Consider the following 25,224-nt stretch of genomic DNA (forward strand, 5'->3'; position numbering starts at 1 on the left):
GCTATTGGGCGAGATAGCCGCCATCGGCAACAAACTCTGCGCCAGTCACAAACGCCGCTTCGTCGGAGGCAAGATAAAGGATCATTGACGCAATCTCCTCTGGTTTGCCGAGACGCCCGAGAGGGTGGGATTCCTTTAATCTAGTTTCTTCAGCCTCTCGCTCGGCCTCTGCGATTTTATCGAACCGACGCATAACCATTGGCGTTTCGATATATCCCGGATGCACTGAGTTTACGCGCACATTATATCTCTTGTTTGCGCATTCAATGGCAGCAGCCTTTGTGAATAGCCGAACGCCACCCTTGCTTGCGGCATAGGCCGAAATATTGGACATGCCGACAAAGCCGAGAACGGAAGAAATATTGACGATGGCACCACCACCCGTATCCTTCATGCTGTCAACGGCGGCCTGTGTGCCGAGGAATGTCCCATCCAGATTAATGGATATTGTCTGGCGCCAGAAATCATAGCTCATCTCGAGAAGGCCTTTTGCCCGTCCGATCCCGGCGGAATTGACCAGAATATCAAGCCGATCCCAGCGGTTGATGACTGACTCGACAACAGTGCGCCATTCCTCCGGGTTCACTACATCAAGATTCTGATAATAGGCTTCATGCCCTGACTTTATTAATTCTTCCGCCAGCGTCTCGCCTTTATCCGGGTCGATATCGGTAAGGGCAACTTTTGCGCCTTCGCGAGCGAACCGTTCCGCGGTCGCTTTGCCGATGCCAGACGCCGCGCCTGTGATCAGCGCGATTTTCCCCTCAAGGCGGCCATTGTTTGGTGATCCTTGCAGCATGTTCCCCTCCCTTTTTATTATTTTTCCCTAACTTTGCCGTAAGCCTTCGTCTTCGGCAAGCCCTAACCGCCGGAAGATTTCGGCAATAAGGTGTAGGTCACGACGGGTGTATGGCCTTTCAGTTCAGCTTCTCCTTGCGGTTTCAATCTGAATTCGCCATTTAATAATTTCGCCGTCGTTTCGGAAATGAGAATGTCGCCCGTCCGGGCCGTTTGTTGAAGACGCGCGGCAATATTCACGGCATCACCCCAGATGTCATAGGAATATTTGCTGTGGCCGATGACACCGGCAACGACCGATCCTGTATTAATTCCGGTTCTTAATCCCAGAGATCCTGTTGACGGCCCGGATAGTTCATTTACATAGGCCATAGTTTCCAGGGCAAACTCCGCCGCTTCTTTGGCGCCAGTTTCTGCATCTCCATCCATGCCACCGCATACCATATAAGCATCACCGATGGTTTTGATTTTTTCCAAGCCGCGCCTGCTGAGGAGGTTGTCGAAATGAGAAAAGATCGTATCCAGCAGGGTGACTACTTCCTCCGGTGGACGGTTCATCGCATAGCTGGTAAAGCCGGAGATATCTGCAAACAGGATCGTAATGTTATCCAGCCTGTCGGCAATTGGTTGTTGATCCTTTTTTAGGCGCTCGCCAATCGCTTCGGGCAGCATATTGCGGATCAGATTTTCGCTGCGCTGCCGTTCTTCTGCCAGAAGCGAGAAAGTTTTCTCTTTCTGGCTGACAAAATAAACAAGCAGCACAAAAGCAACGATCGAAACGCCGCTTAAGTTCATCACGAAAAGAATATTAACCAGCTCCGGCGGAAGACCGTTTTCGGAGGATGGGGTTAAGAAATTGTGGGTGGCACCAATCAGGAGCAAGAGGATAAAGGCAACAAACCAGTATGTGGCAATTTTACGATTGGCGAATACCAGTGCGCCCATCGGGCTGATCAGCGACCAGACAATGACAGTTGAAGAATTGATAAATCCGCCGAGTTCAAGCATTACCAGAAAGGGCAGCATCAGGGTGAGAAATAGCTGACTTTCCCGGAGAAGCTGGAAGCCTCTTTCCTTTCGGAATAAAACCAGTGTGCAAATGGAAATGACGGTAAAGGCCCAGGCGATGACAGCGGCCCTGTACTCCCCGAAATAGGCATAGATGCCGCCCCAGAAAAACGCGGGTATCGCCATCATGACGGCGCAGAGTACCAGAAGCTGGTGTGAGAGTTCCGTATCTCTTTTGCTTGCTTCGCCTATGCTCAACCGAGGAATATCTTTGGTTTTTTCTTTCTGGCTCATCAAATAACTATCCTGTCAAACAGCAACATTGACAAGTCCAGATGATGCGTAATCTATTGCAGGTTAGAAAAATCAAAATCGACAACGACGGGTGCATGATCCGAGGGCTTTTCCCAGTCGCGTGCATTCAGAGTGATGTCCATTGCTTTTAAATGCGATTTGAGAGCAGGTGTTACCCAGACATGATCCAGACGGCGCCCCCGGTTTGACGCGCGCCAGTCCCGGGCGCGATAGCTCCACCAGGAATAAAGTGGCTCTGGCTCCGGCACGAAATGGCGCATCGCATCGACCCAGTCATGGGACTGATAAATACGTGCCATATGCTCCACCTCTATTGGTGTATGGCTGACGACTTTTAAAAGCTGCTTATGGTTCCAGACGTCAGTTTCAAACGGGGCGACGTTAAGATCCCCAACCAGAATCAGCTTGTTGCTGTCCGACCGCCGCTCTGTGAAACAGTTGGCCATTTCTGTCATGAAATCCAGCTTATGTGCAAACTTTTCATTTTGCGTTACATCCGCGACATCGCCGCCGGCCGGCACATAGAAATTATGTATCTCGACACCGTTTTCTAACGTAACGGCGAGGTGCCGCTTGTCATCCTTACCGCACCAGAGTCTGCTATCAGTGGGAACAAATGGCAATTTGGAAAAGATCGCCACGCCGTTATAGCTTTTTTGTCCAGCGATAGCATGATGCGCAAACCCCATTTTTGCAAAGGCTTTGAGAGGAAACTCGTTATCGGTCACCTTGGTTTCCTGAAGGCAGAGAACATCGGGTTGGTGTTCCGCCACGAATTTTTCCACATGGGCAAGGCGGGCGCGTACGGAATTGACGTTCCATGTGACAAGGCGCAAATCGTTCATTACGGATCTTTCTCGGAATTTCTCAGAATATATTAAAGCTACTGCCTGTAATGGCGATTGGCCAGTGCCCCTGTTCAAACAGCTTGTATTTTAGCGCAAACGGGTGCGCATCTTCCTCTCCTGCGGCAAGAACAAGCGCGGCCATGGTGGCAGCTTTGCAATGCGGAGCCAGTCGCGGCGCGGATAAGTTCCTGATCTTCGATGCCAGCCTCTTCCGCCATTGCGTCCACTGCCTTGGAAACAATATCGGATGCCGTTGCAGAGACTTGAGTGAGGGCGAGGTTTAAATCTTCCTCACTCATGAGTTCGAGCGCCATGGTTGTCAGGCCCATGCGAAGCTGTTCTTCAGCTTCCCACCAGTCGCTGTTAAATTCCGGATTGCTCGCGGCGAACGCCGCATCTTCCCAGTTTTCCACTTCGGCTACAAAGGCATCTGGAAAGCCGAGCATGTCCATATAATCGCGGGCCGTTGTCAGCGCCTCTTGAGGCAAAGGCTCACCGACATCTTCAAACCATGGAATTGACGGGATGAGCTTGTTAAAGCGAACAACGGATATCAGGGTCGGATAGTCTTCGATATCGGGCAGGTCTTCATCGAAATCGTCGTCATAATCCATGTTGGTCTCTCGGTTAATCAGCATGCCGAACTATGTACCATGGATTTACATGTCGCTTCATGTTTATTCGTAATCGCTATCGAAGAAGGTGAAGAGTTCTGGCTTTAGCTTGATGTTTTTTTCGACCTTACCGAGACTAATGCTCGTAACCTGACCTTGGGCGTCGGTCACCAACCATTGACGCAACTGCAACGGATTATCGCTGAAGATCAGGACAATATTCCCCTCATCAGGGTTATCCGTATCGACGATAGTTAAGCGCAGGGTATTGGCATCATGCTCTACCTTTGTCACGGTTACATCGCCGCTCAACTCGACGTCTTCTTCGAGTAGAATGCTAACCGGAGTGGCGGAAAGCGGCAAACGGGTTGTCTCTTTCAGTTCTTTATCGTGAAAAACAAGCCAAAGGCCATCCGCAACGACGAGAATTTGCGCGGGTGGCTTATATTCAAAGCGCATCCGGCCGGGCTTTCGCATAAACACCGCGCCTTCCGCGATACCGCCAGCAGAGTCAATCTGCAGGAAATCCGCCTGCATGGTTTTAATAGTATCTAGATAGGCTTCGACGCGCGCAATCTGGGCCTGATCCTCTGTCGTCGGTGCGGAAAGGGCAGGGGAGGACACCGCTGTCGCGATAAGTACCGCAAAAAGTATCTGGGCCGTATTTCGTATAAAACGCATAACGTCTCACTTCAGGTTAAATCTTATTAGCTGGGACTGCTCTTTCTGATATGGGAGAGGTGCAGAAAAATGCCAGCAAATTGACGTCGACTTACCGTTCGCGATCATCGATGTCGCGGGCCAGCACTTCGCGTTTCCCGACATGGTTGGCGGAGCCGATCACCCCCTCTTTCTCCATCTGATCGATGATGCGCGCGGCGCGGTTATATCCGATTTGCAAATGACGTTGCACGAAGCTGGTGGAGGCCTTGCGCTCCCGACAGACCAGTTCGACGGCGCGATCATAGAGCTCATCGCCCGAATTACCGCCGCCGCCGCCGGACATTCCGTCGAATTCACCTTGGCTCTCTTCGGTGACTTCCTGTTTATAATCCGGTTCGCCTTGCGCTTTCAGGAAATTTACGACTTGCTCGACTTCCTCATCGGAAACGAACGGTCCGTGGACGCGCTGTACGCGACCGGCACCTGGCATATAAAGCATGTCACCCTGTCCGAGGAGCTGTTCAGCACCCTGTTCGCCCAGCACGGTCCGGCTGTCGATCTTGGACGTTACCTGAAAGCTGATACGGGTCGGGAAGTTGGCCTTGATCGTACCAGTGATGACATCAACCGAAGGTCGCTGCGTTGCCATAACCACATGAAGTCCGGCAGCACGGGCCATCTGGGCGAGGCGTTGCACTGCCACCTCGATATCCTTGCCGGCCACCATCATTAGGTCCGCCATCTCATCGACGATGATCACGATCATCGGCAATGGCTCTGTATCTAGCGCGCGTTCCTCAAATACAGGTTCGCCGCTGGCGGCATCAAAGCCTGTCTGCACAGTACGCTTCAGCACTTCACCCTTTTTCTGTGCTTCACGGATGCGCTGGTTATAACCATCGACGTTTCGCACACCCAGTTCGGCCATCTTGCGATAGCGGTCCTCCATCTCCTTAACCGCCCATTTAAGTGCGACAACGGCTTTGCCAGGTTCCGTTACCACCGGCGCCAACAAATGCGGAATGCCGTCATAAACCGAGAGTTCCAGCATTTTTGGATCAATCATGATGAAACGGCACTCATTCGGTGACAGTCGATAAAGCAGCGACAGGATCATTGTGTTGACGGCGACAGACTTACCCGAACCGGTCGTACCGGCGATCAGAAGATGCGGCATTCGGGCCAGATCAGCGACGACCAAGTCGCCACCAATGTCCTTGCCAAGGGCGAGGGTCAGTTTGGAATTCGTACTCTCATAGGCTGCAGCGGAGAGCAGTTCGCGCAAGAAGACGGTTTCTCGGCGCTGATTGGGAAGCTCGATACCGATGGCGTTGCGACCGGGAATGACGGCAATACGGGTTGATATGGCGCTCATGGATCGGGCGATGTCATCCGCGAGGCCGATTACACGGGAACTTTTAAGGCCCGGTGCCGGTTCCAACTCATAAAGCGTGACAACCGGTCCCGGACGGACCCGGCTGATATCCCCCTTAATTCCATAATCATCCAGCACAGATTCCAACAGTCGTGCATTCTTAGAAAGAGCCTCCTCGCTAACTGGTTTGGAGACAAGTTTCGCATCAGGAAGCGCAAGCAGATCAAGCGGCGGAAGCTGATATTCCCCGGCCGGACCCAAATCGAGCGCGGGCTGTTTTTCTGCCGCAACGCGCTTGCCGACAGTGGTTCCGGTTTTTCGTTGTTCGATTTGTGGTTCTACCGCCTTGCGGACAACAGGGGCCTTTTCTTTTTTAATCCGGACTTTCTTCTTCTTGGCGGGAGCGCTTGTACCCAGTGGCTCATTATCATCTTCGTCTTCTATCTCGCGGCGGAAGCGGAAATCACGAAGATATCCCGGCGCAAGCAGAAGCGTTTGCACGACGGCTTTAAGCGACAGGCCGATAACACGCCATTCCTGCTTCGAGACGCCAAAGGATATTAAAAGGAGGGCAATTGCGATGATTGCCAAAATAGGGCCGAGGATTGCCGCATGAATATCAAGGCCGATCTGTTGACCGCCAACGATGATCGAATTGAAAATAACTTCGCCAACGATGCCACCATAGCCGGAGTTCAGCGGCCAGCTTTCTGCAACAGGAAGTGCGGCAAGCGCAGCGGAAGTGAATGACACGCCAAAGGGAAGCACGGCAAGATGCACCCAGCCCCACCGCAATCCCCGATGTGACATCACCCGCCATGACCAAGCGACAAGGCCGAGGACCAGGGCAATGGAACCAAACCCGATGGTTTGCAGCAATAAATCCGCAAGATGAGCGCCGCCAAGCCCGAGAAAATTACTCGCTGGGTTTGATGTCGCGTGATTGAAATTGGGATCATCCGGAGAATAGGAAACAAGTGCCAGTACGCAAATGAATGCCAGCAGCAATAACGCCAGTCCGCACAGTTCAACGAGCCGACGGTGGAGAAAATCTACACTTCCACTCGGCAATAGGGAAATCGATTTGGAACCTTTTGATCTAAACATCATACGGACATTCTATAAGCTATTGGCGAGTCTAGTTAAAGCCTCTTTACTGTCCTCTGGCGCCGAGACCAGAGCAATTCGAATATATGGATCACCGGGATTGATGCCATCTGAATCGGCAACACTCAAAAACTTTCCTGGCAGGACCCGGATTGCGGCCTTCGTCCAGAGACGTATTGCGGCCTCGACACCGTCGCCGACATCCAACCAGAGAAAAAATCCCCCTTCAGGACGGTAAAAGCCAAACTTTGATCCGAATATTTTTTCAGCAATATCAAATTTCTGGCGGTACAGAGCACGATTTTCCACTACATGAGTATCGTCATTCCAGAGTGCCGCTGCCGCTGCACAAACGGGGAGGGGGACGCTGCGCCAGCAAAATTCCGTAAATTGAGAAAAGTCTTGATAATATCGCTTTCGCCAACGCAAAAGCCGGATCTCAGCCCTGCGGCGCTAGAGCGCTTTGAGAGAGAATGAAATGCAAGCACATGGTCAAGTGCGCCGCCAGCCTTCGCGCAGATTTCAAGAATACCAGTCGGCGGTGTTTTATCATAAATCTCTGAATAGCATTCATCGACGATCAGCATGAAATCATGCTTGCGAGCGAGGGCGAGGGCAGCCGTCAGATATTCCGCGCTTGCAACGGTTCCTTGTGGATTTGAAGGATTGCATAAATAAAAGGCGGTTGCGCGATCGAGAAGTTCCGGTGTGAGCGCGTCCAGATCCGGAAAGAAATGAGTGTCCGGTCCTGCGGGCAGAAAAACAGGTTCCGCCCCGGCCATGACGGCGGCGGCATGATAGACATGGTAATAGGGCGTCGGCAGGAGAATAACTGGCTTTGGCTGATTATGGCCCGCTCGCTCCGTAATCACGGATGCGATCATATAGAGAGCTTCTTTGGTTCCATTCACCGGCGCAATATTCTGATCGGCCTCGATCATTCCATCAGTTAGCGCGTATCGGCGGGTAAGCCATCCCGTGATTGCGCTTCGTAAGCCGGGGGTACCGCCAACAGGGGGATATTTTCCGTAAAGATGTTCATTGGCGCGCAACGCATCAATCATCAACTGCGGCGGCTTATGTTGCGGCTCGCCAATCGTTAGAAGGGTAGGCTCAAAACCTTGAGCCGGATTCAGAGGATCAAGAAGCGAGCGCAGAGCATCGAAGGGAGATCCGCGTAAATGGGATAGTTCGGAGTTAATCATATACCCAGGATACCGATGTCGAAGGGGATAAACGGCCTCCGAACTTAGTTAAATCACCCCGGGTATACAAGCGGCAACACGCCGAAAGGAGGTATAATTCGCGACTTCTTGCTTTTATACCACGCCTTTCGGGCGTCATGATGCCTATCAGCTCAAGTCTTGTTCCGGATAGGCACCGATTTTATGGATGCTGAGATCAGCGCCGATAAATTCATCCTCTTCTGATAATCGTATGCCGCTGACCTTTTTTAGCAGACCATAGACGAGGAAGCCTGCGATCAGCGCGTAACTACTCGCGAGAAGACTGACCAAAAGTTGAGCCATAAAGCTGACACCGCCGAGACCGCCAAGTGCCTCCAGCCCGAAGATGCCGGCAACGATGCCGCCCCACAGCCCGCAGAGTCCGTGCAACGGCCAAACGCCCAGCACGTCATCAATTTTCAGCTTGTTCTGACAATAGGTAAAGGCAAATACGAACAATCCACCCGCGATCCCACCTGTCAGGAGTGCCCCGATGGGATGCATGATATCCGAACCGGCGCAGACAGCGACAAGGCCGGCAAGCGCACCGTTATGCACAAATCCCGGGTCATTGCGTCCGGCGAAAAGCGCGGCGACGATCCCGCCGACCATGGCCATGAGGGAGTTCATGGCAACGAGGCCGGAAATCCCGCCAACTGTTTGCGCGCTCACGACGTTAAAGCCAAACCACCCGATGCACAGGATCCAGGAGCCAAGGGCGAGAAACGGGATATTTGATGGCGGGATACCATTTACGCGACCGTCTTTTGTATAGCGGCCTTGCCGGGCCCCAAGGAGCAAAACGGCGCCAAGGGCGATCCATCCGCCAACAGCATGAACGACAATCGATCCGGCGAAATCGTGAAAACCCATCCCGAACATATCTTCGATATATCCTTGGATACCAAAATTGCCATTCCAGATGATCCCCTCCAAGAAGGGGTATATCAAGGCGGTCAGGACCGCGGTGGCCATAAGCTGCGGCCAGAATTTCGCACGTTCAGCGATACCGCCCGATATAATGGCCGGGATGGCAGCGGCAAATGTCAGCAGGAAAAAAAATTTGACCAGATCATATCCGTTGCCGGAAAAGGCATATCCATCTGCTTCTGACTCGCCGGAAAGAACGGCGGCGTCCACCAGAAAATCAACGCCATAGGCAACTGCATAGCCGACAAAGAAGTAGCTGATTGTTGAAATGCCGAAATCGGTAATGATTTTGACCAGGGCATTTACCTGATTTTTTCGCCGGACCGTACCAACCTCTAAAAAAGCAAAACCGGCATGCATGGCAAAAACAAGAATAGCACCTATTAGCACGAACAGGACGTCCGTGCCTGTAATTCCCTCAGACATTCAACTTAGCTCCCTCATATTCTTTTGCCGCGTTGGGGCGCGGATTAGTCTTTGTTAATCAAGGAGCGTGCCAAGTTTGATTTTGCCCATTTTTGGTGCTTTTGGGCAAAGCTTGAGTAACCACAAACTAAAAATGCCCAAATTTTAACCATATTCAGGATTAAAAATTGGGCATTTGCGTAAGTACTGGGCGGCATTGCCGCCCAGTGTCGTTTAGAAGGACTGTGAGCCTTGTCCAAATTCAGGATAAGCTTCAAGCCCAAGTTCCGCCTTGTCGAGGCCTTCGACTTCGTCCTCTTCGCTCGCCCGGATACCCATCGTATATTTCAGGATCAGCCAGAAGATGCTGCTAAGGACAAGTACGAAGATACCGATTGAGACAATGCCGGTCAGCTGTGTAACGAGTGTCGCATCCGGATCGGAAATGACAACCGCAATCGTACCCCAGATACCACAGAAGAGATGGGCCGGGATGGCACCGACAACATCGTCGATTTTCAACTTGTCGAGCAGTGGAACCGCAAAGACCACAATTGCACCACCAATGGCGCCAATGATAATGGCCATTCCGATTGTTGGATCAGCAGGTTCAGCAGTGATTGATACAAGACCGCCGATCGCGCCGTTCAAGGCCAGCGTTAGGTCGACTTTCTTGTACATGATCTGCGTAACGATCATGGCTGCGAGAACACCACCGGCTGCCGCCATGTTGGTATTGGCAAAGACATTTGCCATCTCGATGGCGCTGGCAGCAGATCCGAGCGCGAGTACGGAACCGCCGTTAAAGCCGAACCAACCAAGCCATAGGACGAAAGTACCAAGTGTTGCAAGCGGCAGGTTTGCCCCGGGGATCGGGTGAACTTTGCCTTCGGCAGAATATTTGCCTTTACGGGCACCAAGGATGATCGCACCAGTCAAAGCAGCCCAGCCACCAACGGAATGCACAAGCGTTGAGCCGGCATAGTCGGAGAAGCCCATTTCTGCGAGCCAGCCGCCGCCCCATACCCAAGAACCCTGGATCGGATAGATAATAGCGGTCAACAGGACGACGAAGGCGAGGAATGACCAGAGCTTGATCCGCTCAGCCAATGTACCTGATACGATGGAAGCTGCCGTTGCAACAAAAACCATCTGGAAGAACCAATCGGAAGATGCGGAATAACCGCCATCTGCGAAGGTGCCGGACAATGCTTCCGCATCATCTGGAGCCCAGAATGGGCTGAAGCTTCCAATATAGCCGGTCACATCCATATACATGAGGTTATAGCCGACGAGATAGAAGGTCAGTCCGGCAACCGAGTAAAGGGCGATATTCTTAAGGCAAATGGTCGCCGTATTCTTGGAACGAACAAGTCCGCTTTCGAGCATGGCAAAACCAGCAGCCATCCACATAACGAGCGCGCCGTTTACAAGGAATGAGAATGTGTTGAGAACATAGGCCGTTTCGCTATCAACTGCGGCAAAAGCGGGAGCCGCGCCAATAAGAGCGAATGCCGCAAAGGATGCGGCGGCAGTTTTTATATATTTCAAATTACGCATCATTAATCTCCTAGAGCGCGTCTGCGTCAGTTTCGCCCGTGCGAATACGGACGACATTCATCAAATCGAACACAAAAATTTTGCCATCGCCGATCTGTCCGGTTTTCGCAGCGCCAGCAATTGCTTCGACCACCTGTTCGGCAAGATCCTCTTTGACGGCAACCTCAATTTTAATTTTGGGGAGAAAAGAGATTGCATACTCCGCGCCGCGGTATATTTCTGTATGCCCTTTTTGTCGGCCATACCCCTTGACTTCTGTTGCAGTCAGCCCGTCGACACCGATGGATGTCAAGGCATCGCGCACTTCGTCCAGTTTGAAGGGCTTTATTACAGCCATTACCAGCTTCATGATGGTCACCTCATTGACTTGTCGTTTGACCGGGGCAAAAAACTCCGGTTTCGGCCTTCTTTTTTCAAGACCCGTGCCAACTGAGGTTCGATTTGAAATTTATAGTGTTATCAATGTATTAAGCATATGGTGCCAAAAAATTGAGCGCCGATAGCCTAAAAAAATGCACAAAATTTAATCAAATAGGATAAAAAGCCTAATTTTTAGGCATTTAGAGGTCTGAGGGCAACTTCCGCTGCGGTGGACAGACGCAGCAGCTTTCCTTCGGTATCACCTGGCGCCATCAGCATCAACCCGACGGGAAAGCCGCTTTCAAGGCCGCAAGGGAGAGTTGTTGCGCACAACCGAAGTAAATTTGCCAGACGCGTGAGGCTGATCGACATCATGGTCGCTCTTAAGTAAGCATCGACACTTTGAAGGAGCGGCGCTATCGCGGGAGGATGCTCGGGCTGTGTAGGGCCGACCACCAGATCATAGCCAGCGGTTTGATCAATATAATCCGCGGTTAATGTTTCCAGCCCGTGGTAGAGTGCGGCGGCGTCGACCGCTGTGAGTTTGTCCGCAGCCAGGATTCGTTCTTCAATCGGTTCATACATGCAGCCGCGATTGGCGCGAATTTGATCGCCATACATCATGCAGGCCTCTATGGCAGCCGGGCTGCCATGCTTGGCCGTTAATGCGACAACGTCATCGAATGCCGGTACCGGCCCTTCTGTCACGATTGCGCCGGCGGCTGCTAAAAGGGAGAGGCCCTTTTTCACCTGTTCCGTAATGGCGGGATCGGACAGTTCATCGAACTGGCTTGTCGCGCGTAGGATCCGTACACCTTCTAATGAAGAGCCAGAAAGGTCGGCGGCTGGCCTGCCGGAAAGAATGCTGTAGAGAATATTCGCATCGGCTATGTCCTTGGTGAGAGGGCCGATGGTGTCCTGAGAATAGGAGAGCGGGACGGCTCCTTCCAGCGAAATCTGTCCATATGTTGTTTTGAGGCCAGTGACACCGCACCATGCCGCCGGGATCCGGACGGAGCCAGCTGTGTCTGATCCGATAGCCGCCGGCGCCAGCCCTTCTGCAATGGAGAGAGCGGCACCTGCCGACGATCCGCCTGGAACCCGATCAATTTCTCGATCAAAGGGATTAGCTCCGGTTCCTGTCCACGGGTTGACGCCGATACCAGAAAAGGCAATGTCTGGCATATTCGTTTTGCCAAGACAGACAAGCCCGGCGCGGCTTGCCCGTGTCAGGCATTCTGCGTCCGTCGCCGGTATACGCCCTTCATAAAGCCGCGTACCGGCTTCCGTCTCGACGCCTGCCGTATCGAACAGGTCTTTCCAAGAAATCGGCACACCATCCAGCGGGCTGAGCCGTCTTCCAATCGCCGCCCGGATTGCAGCGGCTTTTGCTTCGCTTAAAGCGCGTTCTTCAGTTAGGCGGACATATATTTTATGTTCCGGATCGAGTTTTTTAATCCGTTCGAGAAAATATTGCGCAAGTTCGATTGGATCAATCGTCCCTTCGCCTATAAGGTGCCCAAGTTCCAGGGCTGTCATTTCGTGCCAATGCTTTGCCATGACAGCAAATTAGACATATATCTCAATTAGTGGCAAGTAATCTGGTGAATTTGTTCACATGGCGGAAATGATGACGGGAAAATTAAATAAAGTGGATGTGCTAGTGGTGGGTGGTGGCCTGAACGGGCTGCCATTCGCTATTGCTGTCGCGTCTGCTGGGCTGGACGTATTGGTTCTGGAGAGAGAGGAGCCGACACATCTTGTGGATGCGGAATTCGATGGTCGAGTTTCGGCAATTGCTCATGCATCGCGAAATCTTTTCCGTGCTTGCGGTATCTGGGATCACGTTAAAGCAGCAGAGCCGATGCTGGATATTCGGATTACAGACGGCCCCTCAAAATTCTTCCTTCATTACGATCATCGCCAACTTGGTGATGAGCCCTTTGGCCATATGGTGGAAAACCGGCATCTTCGCCAAGCGTTGTATGCGCGGGCAGCGGAAATCCCCACGCTTACCATTAAGGCTCCTGCGGAATATAGCGAGATTGTTCGAGATAGTTCAGGTGTTACGGCGCATCTTGTTTCAGGTGAGGCGGTAACCGCGCGTCTTATCGTTGCTGCGGATGGCCGCAATTCACCGATCAGGAAACAGGCCGGAATTAAATCCGTTGGCTGGTCCTATGATCAAATGGGTATTGTCTGCACCATCGCGCACGAGAAACCGCATCACGGTGTAGCGCAGGAGCGGTTTTTGAAGCCCGGACCCTTTGCAATTTTGCCAATGACGGGGAACCGGTCCTCTCTTGTCTGGACGGAACAAACGGAGCGCGCGCAAGTCATTATGGCGCTGCCAGAGGCTGAATTTCACCGGGAGATGATTAGACGCTTCGGCGATTATCTGGGTGATCTTAAAGTGGTTGGTCCGCGCTGGAGCTACCCTCTCAATCTACATCAGGCGGAACGTTATGCTGATCTCCGGCTCGCGTTGATCGGGGATGCCGCGCATGGTATGCACCCGATTGCGGGGCAGGGACTTAATCTCGGCCTCAGGGATGTAGCGGCGCTGGCGGAGGTGGTAATTGATGCGGCTCGGCTTGGGCAGGATATCGGCGGAGCGACGGTACTGGAGGACTATCAGCGCTGGCGCCGGTTCGACAGTGTTGTCCTGCTGGCAATTACTGATGGATTAAACCGCCTCTTTACAAATGATGTTGTGCCGATCCGGATAGCCCGTGATGTGGGGCTTGCTGCGGTAAACCGGATGCCCAAGCTCAAAGGGTTTTTTATGCAACATGCACGCGGTACGGTCGGAAAAATGCCACGTCTGTTGCGGGGTGAGACACTTTGAGGCGGACTTATGGGTCGCGGCTGAGACCGGCTTTCGCAAGATTGTCGAGATATGTCTCCCAGATAGTTTCCTGATTGAGGCCGAGTTCATAAAGATAGGCCCAGGAAAACAGGCCCGTATCATGCAAGTCATCGAAACTGATGCGCACCGCGTAGTTGCCAACCGGTTCCAGGCCCATAATCCCGACATGTCGCCGTCCGGCGACTGTCTGCTTTTGGCTTGCCCCGTGGCCCTGAACCTCCGCGGAGGGGCTTTCCACGCGTAAAAGCTCCGCCGGGAATTGGAATGAATGGCCATCCTCGAACGAAACAGCCAACGTTTTCTCAGCTTTTTTCAGGCGGACTTCGGTCGGTTTCGGGCGACCTGCCTCATCATAAATTTCACCGCTCATTAGTCCGTCGTCTCGTCAATCTCGCGTGCTTCATCCACGAGCATGATGGGAATGCCGTTTCGTATCGGGTAGGCGAGATTTGCACTCTTACTGACTAGCTCATTATTCTCCCGATCAAAAATCAATGGTCCCTTGGTGAGGGGGCAGACAAGGATCTCCAGAAGTTTTGGATCAACGGCTAACGTCTTGTTGTCGGACATGGGTGTCTCTTTAAGTAGAGGTTATTGCACGGTGCGGTGTGTTTCTACCTGTTGGAGCATCATTTGCAGCAGGCTGATCAACAAATCTGATCTGGCTGAAATATCTACAGCTTCAAGCAGAGCCTGTTTTTCGACAGGGGAAAAGGGGCAGATCATGGAAAGTGAATTTACCAGGCTATCGTCGTCCAGATGGTCGAGAGTTTGCCAGTCGCTAGCCTCTTCTTCAAATTCCAGAAAATGATGCAACGCTTCGTGCAGGGCCAAGCGATCCACGCAATTTTGTTGTAGCGGTTCCATATCATGAATGAATTTGCGGTACGCCGCTTTAACTTGTCGGTAGGGCGTGGCCACATTGAGTTCTTCAATAACTTCGAATCTGCAAATGCCTTCCAGCGTAATGCGTAGCATTCCATTCGGTAGTTCGCCATATTCGCAGATCTTACCGGCGCAGCCAATTTGGTAGGTCTCCGGAGTCATATCGTTGGTTTCTGGGTCGCGCGGCTGGATCATGCCGATCAGGCGGTGCGTTGCCATGGCGTCCTGCACCATGGCAAGGTAGCGCGGCTCGAAAATATTCAGCGGCAAATGTCCATTCGTCAACAGAAGGGCGCCGGTCAATGGAAAGATCGGCAGGGCAGTCGGAAGTTCTTCCAGTCCTGTATTTGCGCCCGTGTCCGTCATGCGAACAGGATCGATGACAGTTGCCGACGAAGGCTTTTGGTAAGCGGGTCAGCCGGCCCCATCACTTCCAGCATTTTGAGGAGTTCCTGCCGTCCTGCGGCCTCATTCCAGTCCCGGTCCCGGCGAATAATTTCCAGAAACTCTGCCCCGCCGGCTTCATAGTCGGCACTGCCCGCGAGCGCAATTCCGTATTCAAGTCGGGCTGCAAGGTCATCGGGGTTCTCCTCAACCTTTTGGCGGAGCGGTTCCAGTTCGCCGGCATCTGCGGCATTTTCAGCGATTGAGATAGCGGCGAGCGCGGCGGTAACGGCGGGGGTTTGCTTGGCGCCTTCCGGTAGTGTTGCCATCAGGCTCTTGGCGGCGTCAAGTTCCCCGAGCTTGACATATACCCGGGCAAGCTGCGCCTTTGCATCAATATGGTCCGGGTCCAGTTCCAGTATTTTTGCGAAGGCGGTGAGTGCGACTTCCGTGTCCCCTGCCTCTAATGCTTCCGTGCCGGAGCCGTATGCTTCGTCGATTGGGGACGGCCCGATTGGACCCGCGTGCTTCTCGACAAATTCCTTGATCTTGCTTTCCGGCAGTGCACCCATGAAGCCGTCTACAGGCTGACCATCTTTAAAGGCGAATACCGCCGGGATGGATTGTACCTGGAGGCTTTGGGCGATCTGTGGGTGCTGGTCAATATCGATCTTGACGAGCTTCACGGTGCCTTTCGCGTCGGTGACTACCTTTTCAATCATTGGGCCAAGCTGTTTGCAGGGACCACACCAAGGTGCCCAGAGATCAACAAGGATCAGGGTCTCCTTGCTCGCCTCGACCACATCCTGCATAAAGCCCTCTGTAGAGCCATCCTTGATCAAGTCATCGCTTGTAACGGCACCGTCGCCAATCAGAGTTTCCATAAGTCCGGTTTACCAATGTTTTTTGTTTTCAAAGAAGAGCGAGCCATCAGAGCAGCCATTGCTCGGTCCATGGGATAGCACCATACGTTAGCTTTGTTAAGAGTCCTGTGGATGATTTAGGCCATGGATAAAGACAATCAAGATGCCTGTGAAATCTTATCCGCGTTTCGGTAGCTCAAGAATGCGGAGTTGATGTCCGCATCCAAGGATGAATTTCTCCAAATCCGGTGAGGTTATTTGCGTTGTCATTGTATTGCGAAGCGGATGATAGTTGAGCAGATCATGCGCCATCATCCGTTTTTCAAGTATCACTGAAACGCATTGGTTCGTATCATTGATGAGGGAGAATGGCGTCACCGAGCCCGGTTCCACACCGAGTGTTTCCCACAGGAGTTCCGGCTTTCCGAAACTCAGGTTTTTCGCTCCGACCAATTTGCGAAATTCTTTTAAGTCTATTGCCGTCTCCTGAAGACAGACGATCAGGTATAAATCTCCGGTCTTGTCTTTCAGGAACAGGTTCTTGCAATGCCCGCCGGGGATATGATCCGTATGCGCCTGCGCTTCATCGACCGTGAAAACCGGCGCATGGTGGTGGGTTTCATAGGTGATTCCCAGCGCATCTAGCGTCTCGAATAATTCCTCGGGTGTTGCGGGCATTATCTCTCCTCTCTCCGGTTTGGATGCGAGAAAATTAGCGGCTCCGTCCGCCAGAGGAAATAAAGAATTTACAAAAGCCGCATTTTTTGACAAAACGCGCTTGCATTCAGGGGCTATTTACGTATTATCCCGCCTCGCAACGGATGTTGCACGCTCGAGCGGGCGTAGCTCAGGGGTAGAGCATAACCTTGCCAAGGTTAGGGTCGTGAGTTCGAATCTCATCGCCCGCTCCAATTTTCAAAAAAGGCCCTGCAGGAATGCGGGGCTTTTTTGTGGGCTATTTGCTTTTTCTATATAGAATCTCCTAAATCTGGTTAACGAACTAACCCTATCCCAGTCGATAAGCTCTCTTTGCCGTTGCAAAGTGCAGGTTTTCCTTTTCTTCAGAAGTCAATTCAGAAAAAATTTCCCGATATGTGTCCCAAACAATTTCATATGTCGACGTTAGCTTCTCGATTGGAAAATTACTGCCGAGCATACATCGTTCCGGACCGAAGGCTTCTAAGACCTGATCAACCAAAGGCCTTATGCTATCGATGCTCCAGCGTGGATCCGCTTGAGACAAGCCGGAGATCTTCATGAATGTATTGGGCAAGGCGGCAAGCGCGTTGATACCATTAAGCCATACGTCCTGTGCGCCATCGTCATTTGCAATAGGTGAGCCCAAATGGTCGACGATGACTGGTATGGTGGGATGTTCAAATAGGAACGCTGCAAATGCGCCGAGTTGAGAGTGCCAGCAGGTCAGATCGAAGCTTGCGTTGACATCGGCCAGCGCGGTGAAACCCCGGCGCCAATCAGGGTTTGCCAGCAGATCCTCCTCCAGGATATCCGGGCGCGGGGAGGGTTTTTGCCACCAAATCTCCTGCCGAATACCGCGAAAAATCGGGTTCTGGGCGTGCCGTTCAAGAAGTGCCTTGACGTCTGGCTGAGAAAGATCCGCGTACGCAATAAAGCCCGTGATCCGGTCGCCGTTCGGGTGCTCGTCAGCGGTTCTCTGGAGCCATGCAGTCTCTTCGACCGGGTCATTCGCATGATCGACTTCGGCTTGGATAACGATGAAATCGGTTTCGGTTCCCTCAGCCTCGGCAATCGCGTCATCTAGCAGGTAAGTATCCGGTAGTTCGGGAAATGCACCGTTCTGAAACAAAGGGTAGTCAAGCTGCGTTGTGTCCCATAGGTGCAGGTGAGTGTCGATTCGCCGCATTTTCACTCTCTCTTCGCTTTTTGCTATGCGGCGCAACACAGTTCAATCGTCATGAAGCCTGACAATGTCTCTAGGCCAACCAGAATATCTTAGATCGAGTGTCCTCCGGAAACATTCGGCCAACTCCACCATTTGGGCATTGCGGCCCACAGTTTCGCCACTTTGGCAGATTAGCGCCAAGGCATTAAATCGTCCATTGTCAAAAAAGACCCTGCAGGAATGCGGGGCTTTTTTGTGACCTAATTGCTTTTTCGCTCAACCCTTCCTTTCTAGCAATCGAAACACCCCGCTTGCGCTGAAGACAATTTTTTCGTCGACCCAGGCTCTGGCCTCAACAAAAGCGAAGCCGTCATTGAGGCCGGTTTGACGTGCGGTTCCTTCCAGCCAGTCGCCTATATCGGCGCCTGAGCATATGTCGCAGTTCAGGTTGATTGTAACGGCGGGGATTTTGTTGGCGCGGGCCACGGCGGTCGCAAGGAGGCCGTCGGCAAAGGTCGTCATCATGCCGCCATGCAGGCGTCCGCGCGAGTTGCAATGCAACGCGGTAACATAGAGGCCATGCCAGAACTTGTCGCCGTCTACCTTATGGAAAAACGGTCCGTTATGGGATGAGAAGGGGCCGCGGGTGCGGCTTTGAACGAAGCCTTCCGGCGGTGGTTTCATCTCGCTATTTTGCGCCATTTTTACGCCTTTTTCTTTCGCCAAATTTGTGCATTGACTTTCGTTATTAGACTTTCTATAAATCTTATAACGAAAGTAGTATCGCTAAACAAGAATTACCTAACGGGAAGGAAAACAATAATGAGCGACTATAAAAAACTGATCTTTGACCGCCAGGACACAGTGACGACCATAACATTGAACCGGCCGGAAGTGCATAACGCGTTGGATCGGGAGCTTTCCGCAGAGCTGAAAGCCGCCATCCTTGCCGTGCGCGCGGATCGGGAATGCCGGGTCATGATCCTGCGCGGTGCCGGGGATACTTTCTGCGCTGGTGACGATATCAAGGAATTCAACGAATGGAAGGGAGATGAATCCTATTGGCAGGTTCGTCTCTATCAGGAAACGGTACAGCTGATTGAGGATCTGACGCCGATCACCATTGCCGCCGTTGATGGTGTTTGCACGGGCGGCGGACTGGAGCTTACGCTCGTCTGCGATTTTGTTGTCGCGACGGACCGTTCGCGTTGGGGCATGCCCGAGATTGACTGGGATATCACGCCGGGTTGGGGTGGTCTGTCGCGTATTCCAAAATTTGCCGGCCGCCGTAAAGCAAAGGAATGGAACCTTATTGGTATGATGTTTACCGCGGAAAAAGCGGAGCGCTATGATCTCGTCAATCGCGTTGTCGCGCCGGAAGAGCTGGATGATCAGGTTGCGCAGTTGACACATATCATGCTGCAGAAACATCCCATTACAGTGCGCCGAACCAAATTTGCCCTGAACAAGAGTGCGGATCTGCCGGTTCAAGGTGCGTTAGCCTTCGAAGTGCCGATTATGCCTTATGCAAGAGGATCATCGGGCCTCAAGGATTTCAAGAGTGCGGACAGCCGAAAGAAGCGTCGGGAACTTTCGAAGGATTTCTGGGCTGACTAGAAGGGGTTGATTTTCGGGCCGCAGTGACAATCGCGGCCCGAAAGCATATAAACATTATGTTTCACTTACCACAGGTCCTTGATTGCGTCGCTGCCGCCGTCCCCGAAAGAACGGCAATTGTTTGTCGGGGCAAGCAATGGACATTTGCGGAATTCGCGGGGCGCTCCAATCGTCTTGCCAATGCATTTCTTGAGCTTGGGTTCGGGTGTCATAAAGAACGCAAAGATTTGCAGGACTGGGAGTCTGGTCAAGACCGTCTCGCAGTTTATCTCCATAACGGCAATGAATATCTTGAAGCCATGTTCGGTGCGTTCAAGGCGCGGCTCGCCCCGTTTAATGTAAATTACCGATATGTCGAGGAGGAGCTTGTCTATCTTCTCAATAATGCTGAGGCGCGCGTGATTGTGTATCAGCGGAGCTTCGGCAAAAAGCTCGCAGCCATACGCGATCAAGTGCCGAGCTTGACTTGCTTCATTGAAATTGATGACGGGGGCCTCGTTTTATCAAGGAGGCGATTGACTATGAAAGTCTGATCGCGGCGGCTTCGCCAATCTCGCCGGATCTATCCTACAGCCTGGACGATCTTTATATCCTGTACACCGGAGGCACCACCGGTCGGCCGAAGGGCGTGCTCTGGCGGCAGGGGGATATTTGGATCTCGGTTCTGGGCGGGCGGCGACTTTCCGACAAAGGCATTATTAATAGCCTTGACGAAGTCGCCGCCATTGCATCAGAGGGGACAATGCCGGTCCTTCCAGCGCCACCGTTCATGCATGCGGCGGGACAGTGGAACGCGATCATGGGTCTTTTTGCCGGGAACACGGTGGTTATTCAGGATCGCGTTGACCTGTTGGATCCTGTGGATGTCCTGAACATAATTGATCGTGAAAATGTTGTCATGATCTCGATTGTCGGTGATGCGTTTGCTTTACCGTTGATCGAAGAAATAAAGAAGGGCGGGCATGAGTTAGGCTCACTGCGCTTTTTTTGAACAGCGGTGCTCATCTGTCGGCCAAGTCCAAGCGTGCATTAACTGAACTGCTTCCCAAGACCCGCATCCTCGATTTTCTGGGCTCCTCTGAAGGGGGAAATCAAGGCCAGCATGTGGAGGATATTGATGACAATCAGCCCGGTACTTTCCGGATGTCACCGGGAAACGCTGTCTTGAACGATAGCCGAACCGCGCTTCTTGAGCCTGGACATGAGGGAACGGGCTGGTGGGCCCGAAAGAGTTATGTGCCCATTGGCTATCTCAATGATGAAGCTGCAACGAAGAAAACTTTCCTTGAGATGGATGGGGAACGTTTTGCAATCGCCGGTGATAGGGCGGAACTGCTTCCGGGAAATGTCGTCAGGCTACTTGGTCGTGATTCCCTTGTCATCAATAGTGGCGGTGAGAAAATCTTTACCGAGGAAGTGGAAGAGGCGATCAAAAATCACGCTGCAGTAAAGGATGTTTTGGTCGTGGGTCGGGACAGTGAACGATGGGGACGGGAAGTCACAGCCGTTGTCTCTTTTCATGCCGGTATGATGGTCACTAATGACGAATTGGTCGGCGAGGGCGCGCAACATATCGCCCGCTATAAATTACCTAAGGCGTTCTTTATCGTCGAAGAAGTAATGCGGCATGCTAACGGTAAGCCGGATTATAAATGGGCAGAAAGAATTGTCGCGGCGGGAAGCGTCAAGTCAGCGCCTGATACTCTACATCTTCAAGGGTGACGGTTATGTCGCAACTAAGGCAACGCAGCTCTGCTGAGAAAACATGGTCGCAGCGTTTATGCGTCAGTATCAGCGGAGGGCCATTCGCCCCGGCAAGCCATTTGTCGCCCCAGGCGATGATGGTAAGCGGGAGGGTATATAGCGCCATCCCCTTCTCAGTTAAACGGTATTCTGAAAGATGGGGTTGATCGATGATCGGCTGGGTCCGCAGAACACCTGCGGTGACCATTCTTTTCAAGCGAGCCGTCAGGATATTGCTGGCAATCGAAAGCCGTTGTTGAAAGGCGTCAAATCGCCGGACGCCGTAAAAACATTCCCGAATGATCAAAAAACTCCAAGGGTCGCCGATTGTCGCCATAGTGCGCGCGATGGAGCTTGGCTTTTGTCGTTCCAGCAGTTCCTGCTCCACATAGCGCATTTTTGCAAACTTTTCCCGGCCTTTACTCCGGTTTCTTATTCGGCTTGTGAAGCTGACGTCCCGCGGGTCAACTGTCGTATGACAATGAGAGCATACAACCGCCTGCTTAAGAGGGCATCCGCAGTTTTTGTGGATCAGGCGCTCGGGTGTGGGGCCATTACTGGCCCAAGCTTCGCCCCAGTTAAGCGCGGCCACCAGGACAGGCAACAGGTCCCGTCCCTGTTCCGTCAGAAAATATCCTTTTCGCAAGCCACCCGGTACAAGAGGTCGATGATCCATCACCCCATTGCGCACGAGACGGTTGAGCACACGTTTCAAGGATTCGCGGGCAATTCCGAGATTGATCTGGAAACTATCGAATTGAGCGACATTTTCAAACAGGGCCTCCCTCAGTACCAAGAAGGTCCAGGCGCCACCCAGAATTTCGAAGGATCGTTCAACGGAACAACGGCTGTCCGGAAGGATTTCATGCTTTAACATATAGATTATATATCATTTATATGCTTTCAGTACGAGACTTTTATACTTGCAATATGAGACTTTTAAGAGTATCTTCCCTTAATAGAACAACAAGACGGAACAATAAAAATGAAAGCGATTGTTGTTAGTGAGATAACGGGCCTCGATGGCCTGAAATTAAGCGAATTTCCAAAACCAACTGTGCGCCGACGCGGACTGATTGTCGAAGTCAATACGGCGGCGCTGAATTTTCCCGATGTCCTGCAACCGAGAGGTCTGTATCAGGATCAACCGGAGCTTCCCTTTGTACTGGGCCTTGAATTTTCCGGCATCGTGCGCGAAACGGGAGAGGGTTGCCAAAGACTAAAAGCCGGTGATCGGATCGTCGGTATGGGGCAAGGCGCACTTGGACAGTTTGCTTCCGTTCGGGAGCAGATGTGCTTTAAATTACCCGACAGCATACCGTTTGATACCGGCGCGGCCATTCCGCTCGCTGGTGGAACGGCGATGTATGGTTTGAAATATTGCGGGCAATTGAAGGAAGGCGAAACGCTGGTTGTTCTCGGCGCGGCCGGTGGCACAGGTAATTATGCTGTACAAATTGGTAAGGCGCTTGGGGCGCGTGTTATCGCCGTTTGTTCCAGCAAAGAAAAAATGCATTCGGCGACGGTTGCTGGGGCCGATGAAGTGGTCAACTATACCGAAGAAGATTTGAATGAGCGGCTGAAGGAACTAACCGATAACAATGGGGTTGATGTTGTCTATGACCCTGTCGGCGGCGATCTTTTCGGAATTTGTTCGCGGCGTATGGCGCGGGGTGGGCGGATGCTCATCGTTGGTTTTGCCTCGGGTCGCATCCCGGAGCTTGGGGTGAATATGCCGCTGATCAAATCATATTCGGTGATGGGTGCGAACTGGTCAACAACGGCTTGGCATGAGCCGGAAATTTCAAACAAAGTGATGACTGATCTTTTTGATCTCTGCGTGCAAGGGCATGTGAAGCCCGCCATCGACCGGACATTTCCGCTCAAGCAGGCAAAAACGGCGCTGGCACGCCTTGAAAATCAACAGGCCATCGGCAAAACCCTTATTCAGGTTAGCTGAGATTTTCCCGTTTGCGTTGCTGTAGCCAGACATCAAGTGAAAAGTGATCCCGGTGTCGCAGCAGCCAAAGTGATGCAAAACCGGCAAGCGCCGCGAGAGCAATGGCGTTGTTGCGGTTTACAGGAAAGCCATCCTCAATAACGAACGGGGCGATCAGACTTGGAAAAATCACGACCACGGTGACGAGATGCATCAGGAATAGAAGGCCATAGGATAGGACGCGCCAAAGCCCCATAGCGGCCATCACACATATCACGATCTGTGCTGCACCCATAACATAGGGCGTGGTGGCACCGATATCTACGCCATGAAAATAACCCCAGATGCGCGTATATTGACCGGGTTCGATAATCTTGTTCACGGCCCAGACAAAAAGAAACCAGGCAAGGCCAAGACGCAAGATCAACAGGGCAACCGCGTCGCGCGTATCAGGGTTTTTTATCACCGTTACTCTCCCTCAATTTGAAGAACTATTCCGTTGGTGATAACAGAATCCGGCGCGTGTCGGGCACACGATGTCTCACTATTACGTGAGTGACGGAATCGGTAAATTAGGTCGGGTACCCAAACCCTAATTGCGTCAAATCAATGCCGACATCTTGCGCCTGTTCCTAAATGACCTAGTTCTTATAAGTATAATAAAACCTTAAATCCGTTTGGAGAGTATGACTATGTCACATGTCCCGCATGAACTTGCCGAAGAGTTTCCTGAATCAAAAGACCAGATCCATTCACTGACGCAGTCGGATGCCCATTTCGCAAAGCTTGCGGAAGAGTATCATTCGATCAATCGGGAAATTCACAGGATTGAGACAAATGTGGAGCCAGCGGATGAAGGGTTTGAAAAGCAACTTCGACGCCAGCGCCTTGCGCTCAAAGATCAGATAAGTGCATATCTGAGTTAGGCTTGGGAATGCTTATGAGCTTTTTCGGAGGTATATAAGCCAATAAACCAATGCGACGAGGGCACTACCGCCCAGGATATTCCCGATAGTTACGACGAGCAGGTTAGCTAAAAATCCACCGATCGTAACGGTTGCGGATCCCTCGAAAAAAGCAACTGGTATCAGGTACATATTGGCGACGGAATGTTCAAATCCGAGTGCGACGAAGGCAGAAATCGGAAAAATAATTGCTAGGATTTTTCCGCTGACACTATGTGCGGCAGAGCTTATCCAGACCGCGAGGCAAACAAGCGTATTGCATAGAATAGCCCGAAAGAAGGCTGTCTGCCAGGAAAGGGAGAGCTTGGCATTTGCAATATTAATCGCTGTTTCGGCGACAGCTCCGTCACCCATCGAAAGCACGCCTGAGAGGCTTATCATGACCGCCGTGCCGATAGCACCGATAAAGTTACCGATATAGACGATGAGCCAATTGCGGAGAAGTTCACGATGGGTCACTTCGCGGCTCGCCCAGGCCATGACGATGAGATTGTTGCCGGTGAAAAGCTCGGCACCGCCAATCACGACTAAAATGAGGCTAAGTGAAAAGGCGATGCCGCCCAAAAACCGGGTTATGCCGAAACCAAGTTCGCTTCCAGTTACAGTCAGTGTGTAAAACGCTCCGCCCAGCGCAATAAATGCGCCTGCTAAGACGGCAAGCATTAGAACTTGCAAAAAGCCAAGCCGGGCTTTTGCAATACCGCTCGCTTGGACTCTTTGCGCTACTTCATTCGGGCTAAAAGCATCGATGCCCAGATCCACGGGATTGGCTGGCATAATTTATGACTCCGATTGAAGGAATTCATAGAAATTGTACGCAATACATTCAGTTATACAATGGCGGCTTCGGTAGGCGCGGTATGCAGCAGGTCTTGCCTTTATAACC

General features: G+C 52.1%; 29 protein-coding genes and 1 tRNA gene. 8 read left to right on the top strand and 22 right to left on the bottom strand.

All coding sequences use genetic code 11. The features are described from left to right. Position 1: 1 nt before the first annotated feature. The 12 genes from AC0L73_RS11020 to AC0L73_RS11075 all read right to left on the bottom strand — a co-directional run bounded on the left by AC0L73_RS11020 (position 2) and on the right by AC0L73_RS11075 (position 12,748). Positions 2-799: an SDR family NAD(P)-dependent oxidoreductase gene (locus AC0L73_RS11020; protein WP_473653753.1), complete on the bottom strand. Its 798-nt coding sequence runs from the start codon at positions 797-799 to the stop codon at positions 2-4. Between the two features lie 62 nt (positions 800-861). Then, positions 862-2,100 carry an adenylate/guanylate cyclase domain-containing protein gene (locus AC0L73_RS11025; RefSeq protein WP_227948172.1) on the bottom strand — a complete coding sequence of 413 codons (1,239 nt, stop codon included), beginning with the start codon at positions 2,098-2,100 and terminating at the stop codon, positions 862-864. Between the two features lie 53 nt (positions 2,101-2,153). After that, positions 2,154-2,966 carry an exodeoxyribonuclease III gene (xth, locus tag AC0L73_RS11030; RefSeq protein ID WP_227948171.1) on the bottom strand — a complete coding sequence of 271 codons (813 nt, stop codon included), beginning with the start codon at positions 2,964-2,966 and terminating at the stop codon, positions 2,154-2,156. Between the two features lie 74 nt (positions 2,967-3,040). Further along, complete coding sequence (locus AC0L73_RS11035; protein ID WP_473653754.1) at positions 3,041-3,583, bottom strand: hypothetical protein; 543 nt, start codon at positions 3,581-3,583, stop codon at positions 3,041-3,043. 63 nt (positions 3,584-3,646) lie between these two features. Beyond that, entirely contained in the window at positions 3,647-4,264 is a 618-nt protein-coding gene (locus AC0L73_RS11040; protein WP_227948169.1) for a LolA family protein, read from the bottom strand. A 91-nt stretch (positions 4,265-4,355) separates the two neighbouring features. After that, positions 4,356-6,728 carry a DNA translocase FtsK gene (locus tag AC0L73_RS11045; protein WP_415776491.1) on the bottom strand — a complete coding sequence of 791 codons (2,373 nt, stop codon included), beginning with the start codon at positions 6,726-6,728 and terminating at the stop codon, positions 4,356-4,358. A gap of 12 nt (positions 6,729-6,740) precedes the next feature. Then, positions 6,741-7,037, bottom strand: a complete 297-nt coding sequence (locus AC0L73_RS11050) for a hypothetical protein (protein ID WP_473653755.1) — start codon at positions 7,035-7,037, stop codon at positions 6,741-6,743. Next, positions 7,037-7,933 (bottom strand): aminotransferase class I/II-fold pyridoxal phosphate-dependent enzyme, encoded by an 897-nt coding sequence (locus tag AC0L73_RS11055; protein ID WP_473653756.1) that lies wholly within the window; start codon positions 7,931-7,933, stop codon positions 7,037-7,039. The genes AC0L73_RS11050 and AC0L73_RS11055 overlap by 1 nt, the downstream gene beginning before the upstream one ends. A gap of 147 nt (positions 7,934-8,080) precedes the next feature. Then, complete coding sequence (locus tag AC0L73_RS11060; RefSeq protein WP_473653757.1) at positions 8,081-9,310, bottom strand: ammonium transporter; 1,230 nt, start codon at positions 9,308-9,310, stop codon at positions 8,081-8,083. A gap of 213 nt (positions 9,311-9,523) precedes the next feature. Then, positions 9,524-10,849 carry an ammonium transporter gene (locus tag AC0L73_RS11065; protein ID WP_473653758.1) on the bottom strand — a complete coding sequence of 442 codons (1,326 nt, stop codon included), beginning with the start codon at positions 10,847-10,849 and terminating at the stop codon, positions 9,524-9,526. 10 nt (positions 10,850-10,859) lie between these two features. Beyond that, positions 10,860-11,198 carry a P-II family nitrogen regulator gene (locus AC0L73_RS11070; RefSeq protein WP_207041894.1) on the bottom strand — a complete coding sequence of 113 codons (339 nt, stop codon included), beginning with the start codon at positions 11,196-11,198 and terminating at the stop codon, positions 10,860-10,862. Positions 11,199-11,401: 203 nt separating this feature from the next. Next, positions 11,402-12,748 carry an amidase gene (locus AC0L73_RS11075; protein WP_473653759.1) on the bottom strand — a complete coding sequence of 449 codons (1,347 nt, stop codon included), beginning with the start codon at positions 12,746-12,748 and terminating at the stop codon, positions 11,402-11,404. Between the two features lie 91 nt (positions 12,749-12,839). On the opposite strand from AC0L73_RS11075, the gene AC0L73_RS11080 reads away from it, so the two are divergent. Beyond that, complete coding sequence (locus AC0L73_RS11080) at positions 12,840-14,057, top strand: UbiH/UbiF/VisC/COQ6 family ubiquinone biosynthesis hydroxylase (protein ID WP_473653760.1); 1,218 nt, start codon at positions 12,840-12,842, stop codon at positions 14,055-14,057. A 7-nt stretch (positions 14,058-14,064) separates the two neighbouring features. On the opposite strand, the gene AC0L73_RS11085 is transcribed toward AC0L73_RS11080, so the two are convergent. From AC0L73_RS11085 to AC0L73_RS11105, 5 genes are all read right to left on the bottom strand, one after another. Further along, positions 14,065-14,448: a gamma-butyrobetaine hydroxylase family protein gene (locus tag AC0L73_RS11085; protein ID WP_473653761.1), complete on the bottom strand. Its 384-nt coding sequence runs from the start codon at positions 14,446-14,448 to the stop codon at positions 14,065-14,067. Further along, positions 14,448-14,648: a Trm112 family protein gene (locus AC0L73_RS11090; RefSeq protein WP_473653762.1), complete on the bottom strand. Its 201-nt coding sequence runs from the start codon at positions 14,646-14,648 to the stop codon at positions 14,448-14,450. The genes AC0L73_RS11085 and AC0L73_RS11090 overlap by 1 nt, the downstream gene beginning before the upstream one ends. Positions 14,649-14,669: 21 nt before the next feature. Then, positions 14,670-15,329, bottom strand: coding sequence for an LON peptidase substrate-binding domain-containing protein (locus AC0L73_RS11095; RefSeq protein ID WP_473653763.1), 660 nt, complete (start codon positions 15,327-15,329; stop codon positions 14,670-14,672). Further along, positions 15,326-16,231 carry a thioredoxin gene (gene trxA, locus AC0L73_RS11100; RefSeq protein ID WP_473653764.1) on the bottom strand — a complete coding sequence of 302 codons (906 nt, stop codon included), beginning with the start codon at positions 16,229-16,231 and terminating at the stop codon, positions 15,326-15,328. The genes AC0L73_RS11095 and trxA overlap by 4 nt, the downstream gene beginning before the upstream one ends. Positions 16,232-16,387: 156 nt before the next feature. Then, the gene (locus AC0L73_RS11105; protein WP_473653765.1) at positions 16,388-16,888 is read right to left on the bottom strand and encodes a prolyl-tRNA synthetase associated domain-containing protein; all 501 of its coding nucleotides are present in this window, start codon (positions 16,886-16,888) and stop codon (positions 16,388-16,390) included. Positions 16,889-17,046: 158 nt separating this feature from the next. Here AC0L73_RS11105 and AC0L73_RS11110 point away from each other — a divergent pair. After that, positions 17,047-17,121: transfer RNA gene (locus AC0L73_RS11110), tRNA-Gly, on the top strand. Positions 17,122-17,216: 95 nt separating this feature from the next. On the opposite strand, the gene AC0L73_RS11115 is transcribed toward AC0L73_RS11110, so the two are convergent. Together AC0L73_RS11115 and AC0L73_RS11120 are read right to left on the bottom strand one after the other, a co-directional pair. Then, positions 17,217-18,095, bottom strand: a complete 879-nt coding sequence (locus tag AC0L73_RS11115) for an amidohydrolase family protein (protein WP_473653766.1) — start codon at positions 18,093-18,095, stop codon at positions 17,217-17,219. A 255-nt stretch (positions 18,096-18,350) separates the two neighbouring features. Further along, positions 18,351-18,776, bottom strand: coding sequence for a PaaI family thioesterase (locus AC0L73_RS11120; protein WP_227948152.1), 426 nt, complete (start codon positions 18,774-18,776; stop codon positions 18,351-18,353). A gap of 120 nt (positions 18,777-18,896) precedes the next feature. On the opposite strand from AC0L73_RS11120, the gene AC0L73_RS11125 reads away from it, so the two are divergent. From AC0L73_RS11125 to AC0L73_RS11140, 4 genes are read left to right on the top strand one after another with little or no spacing between them, the layout of a single operon-like run. Next, the gene (locus AC0L73_RS11125; protein WP_227948151.1) at positions 18,897-19,691 is read left to right on the top strand and encodes an enoyl-CoA hydratase/isomerase family protein; all 795 of its coding nucleotides are present in this window, start codon (positions 18,897-18,899) and stop codon (positions 19,689-19,691) included. Between the two features lie 56 nt (positions 19,692-19,747). Beyond that, positions 19,748-20,224 (top strand): AMP-binding protein, encoded by a 477-nt coding sequence (locus AC0L73_RS11130; RefSeq protein ID WP_473653767.1) that lies wholly within the window; start codon positions 19,748-19,750, stop codon positions 20,222-20,224. A gap of 56 nt (positions 20,225-20,280) precedes the next feature. Then, complete coding sequence (locus AC0L73_RS11135; RefSeq protein WP_473655444.1) at positions 20,281-20,682, top strand: AMP-binding protein; 402 nt, start codon at positions 20,281-20,283, stop codon at positions 20,680-20,682. After that, the gene (locus tag AC0L73_RS11140) at positions 20,679-21,413 is read left to right on the top strand and encodes an AMP-binding enzyme (protein WP_473653768.1); all 735 of its coding nucleotides are present in this window, start codon (positions 20,679-20,681) and stop codon (positions 21,411-21,413) included. Before AC0L73_RS11135 ends, AC0L73_RS11140 begins: the two co-directional genes overlap by 4 nt. On the opposite strand, the gene AC0L73_RS11145 is transcribed toward AC0L73_RS11140, so the two are convergent. Next, the gene (locus AC0L73_RS11145) at positions 21,376-22,311 is read right to left on the bottom strand and encodes a winged helix-turn-helix transcriptional regulator (RefSeq protein ID WP_473653769.1); all 936 of its coding nucleotides are present in this window, start codon (positions 22,309-22,311) and stop codon (positions 21,376-21,378) included. The two genes, AC0L73_RS11140 and AC0L73_RS11145, sit on opposite strands and share 38 nt — an antisense overlap. 108 nt (positions 22,312-22,419) lie before the next feature. On the opposite strand from AC0L73_RS11145, the gene AC0L73_RS11150 reads away from it, so the two are divergent. Further along, entirely contained in the window at positions 22,420-23,394 is a 975-nt protein-coding gene (locus AC0L73_RS11150; protein ID WP_227948148.1) for an NADPH:quinone oxidoreductase family protein, read from the top strand. On the opposite strand, the gene AC0L73_RS11155 is transcribed toward AC0L73_RS11150, so the two are convergent. Continuing rightward, the gene (locus AC0L73_RS11155) at positions 23,387-23,839 is read right to left on the bottom strand and encodes a hypothetical protein (RefSeq protein WP_227948147.1); all 453 of its coding nucleotides are present in this window, start codon (positions 23,837-23,839) and stop codon (positions 23,387-23,389) included. The genes AC0L73_RS11150 and AC0L73_RS11155 overlap by 8 nt on opposite strands. Positions 23,840-24,065: 226 nt before the next feature. On the opposite strand from AC0L73_RS11155, the gene AC0L73_RS11160 reads away from it, so the two are divergent. Beyond that, the gene (locus AC0L73_RS11160; protein ID WP_227948146.1) at positions 24,066-24,299 is read left to right on the top strand and encodes an HP1242/YdcH family protein; all 234 of its coding nucleotides are present in this window, start codon (positions 24,066-24,068) and stop codon (positions 24,297-24,299) included. 12 nt (positions 24,300-24,311) lie between these two features. Here the strand turns inward: AC0L73_RS11160 and AC0L73_RS11165 are convergent, their stop codons facing one another. Beyond that, positions 24,312-25,115, bottom strand: coding sequence for a formate/nitrite transporter family protein (locus AC0L73_RS11165; RefSeq protein ID WP_473653770.1), 804 nt, complete (start codon positions 25,113-25,115; stop codon positions 24,312-24,314). Positions 25,116-25,224 lie beyond the last annotated feature (109 nt).

It is taken from the genome of Sneathiella sp. D3-11 (genome assembly GCF_055809395.1).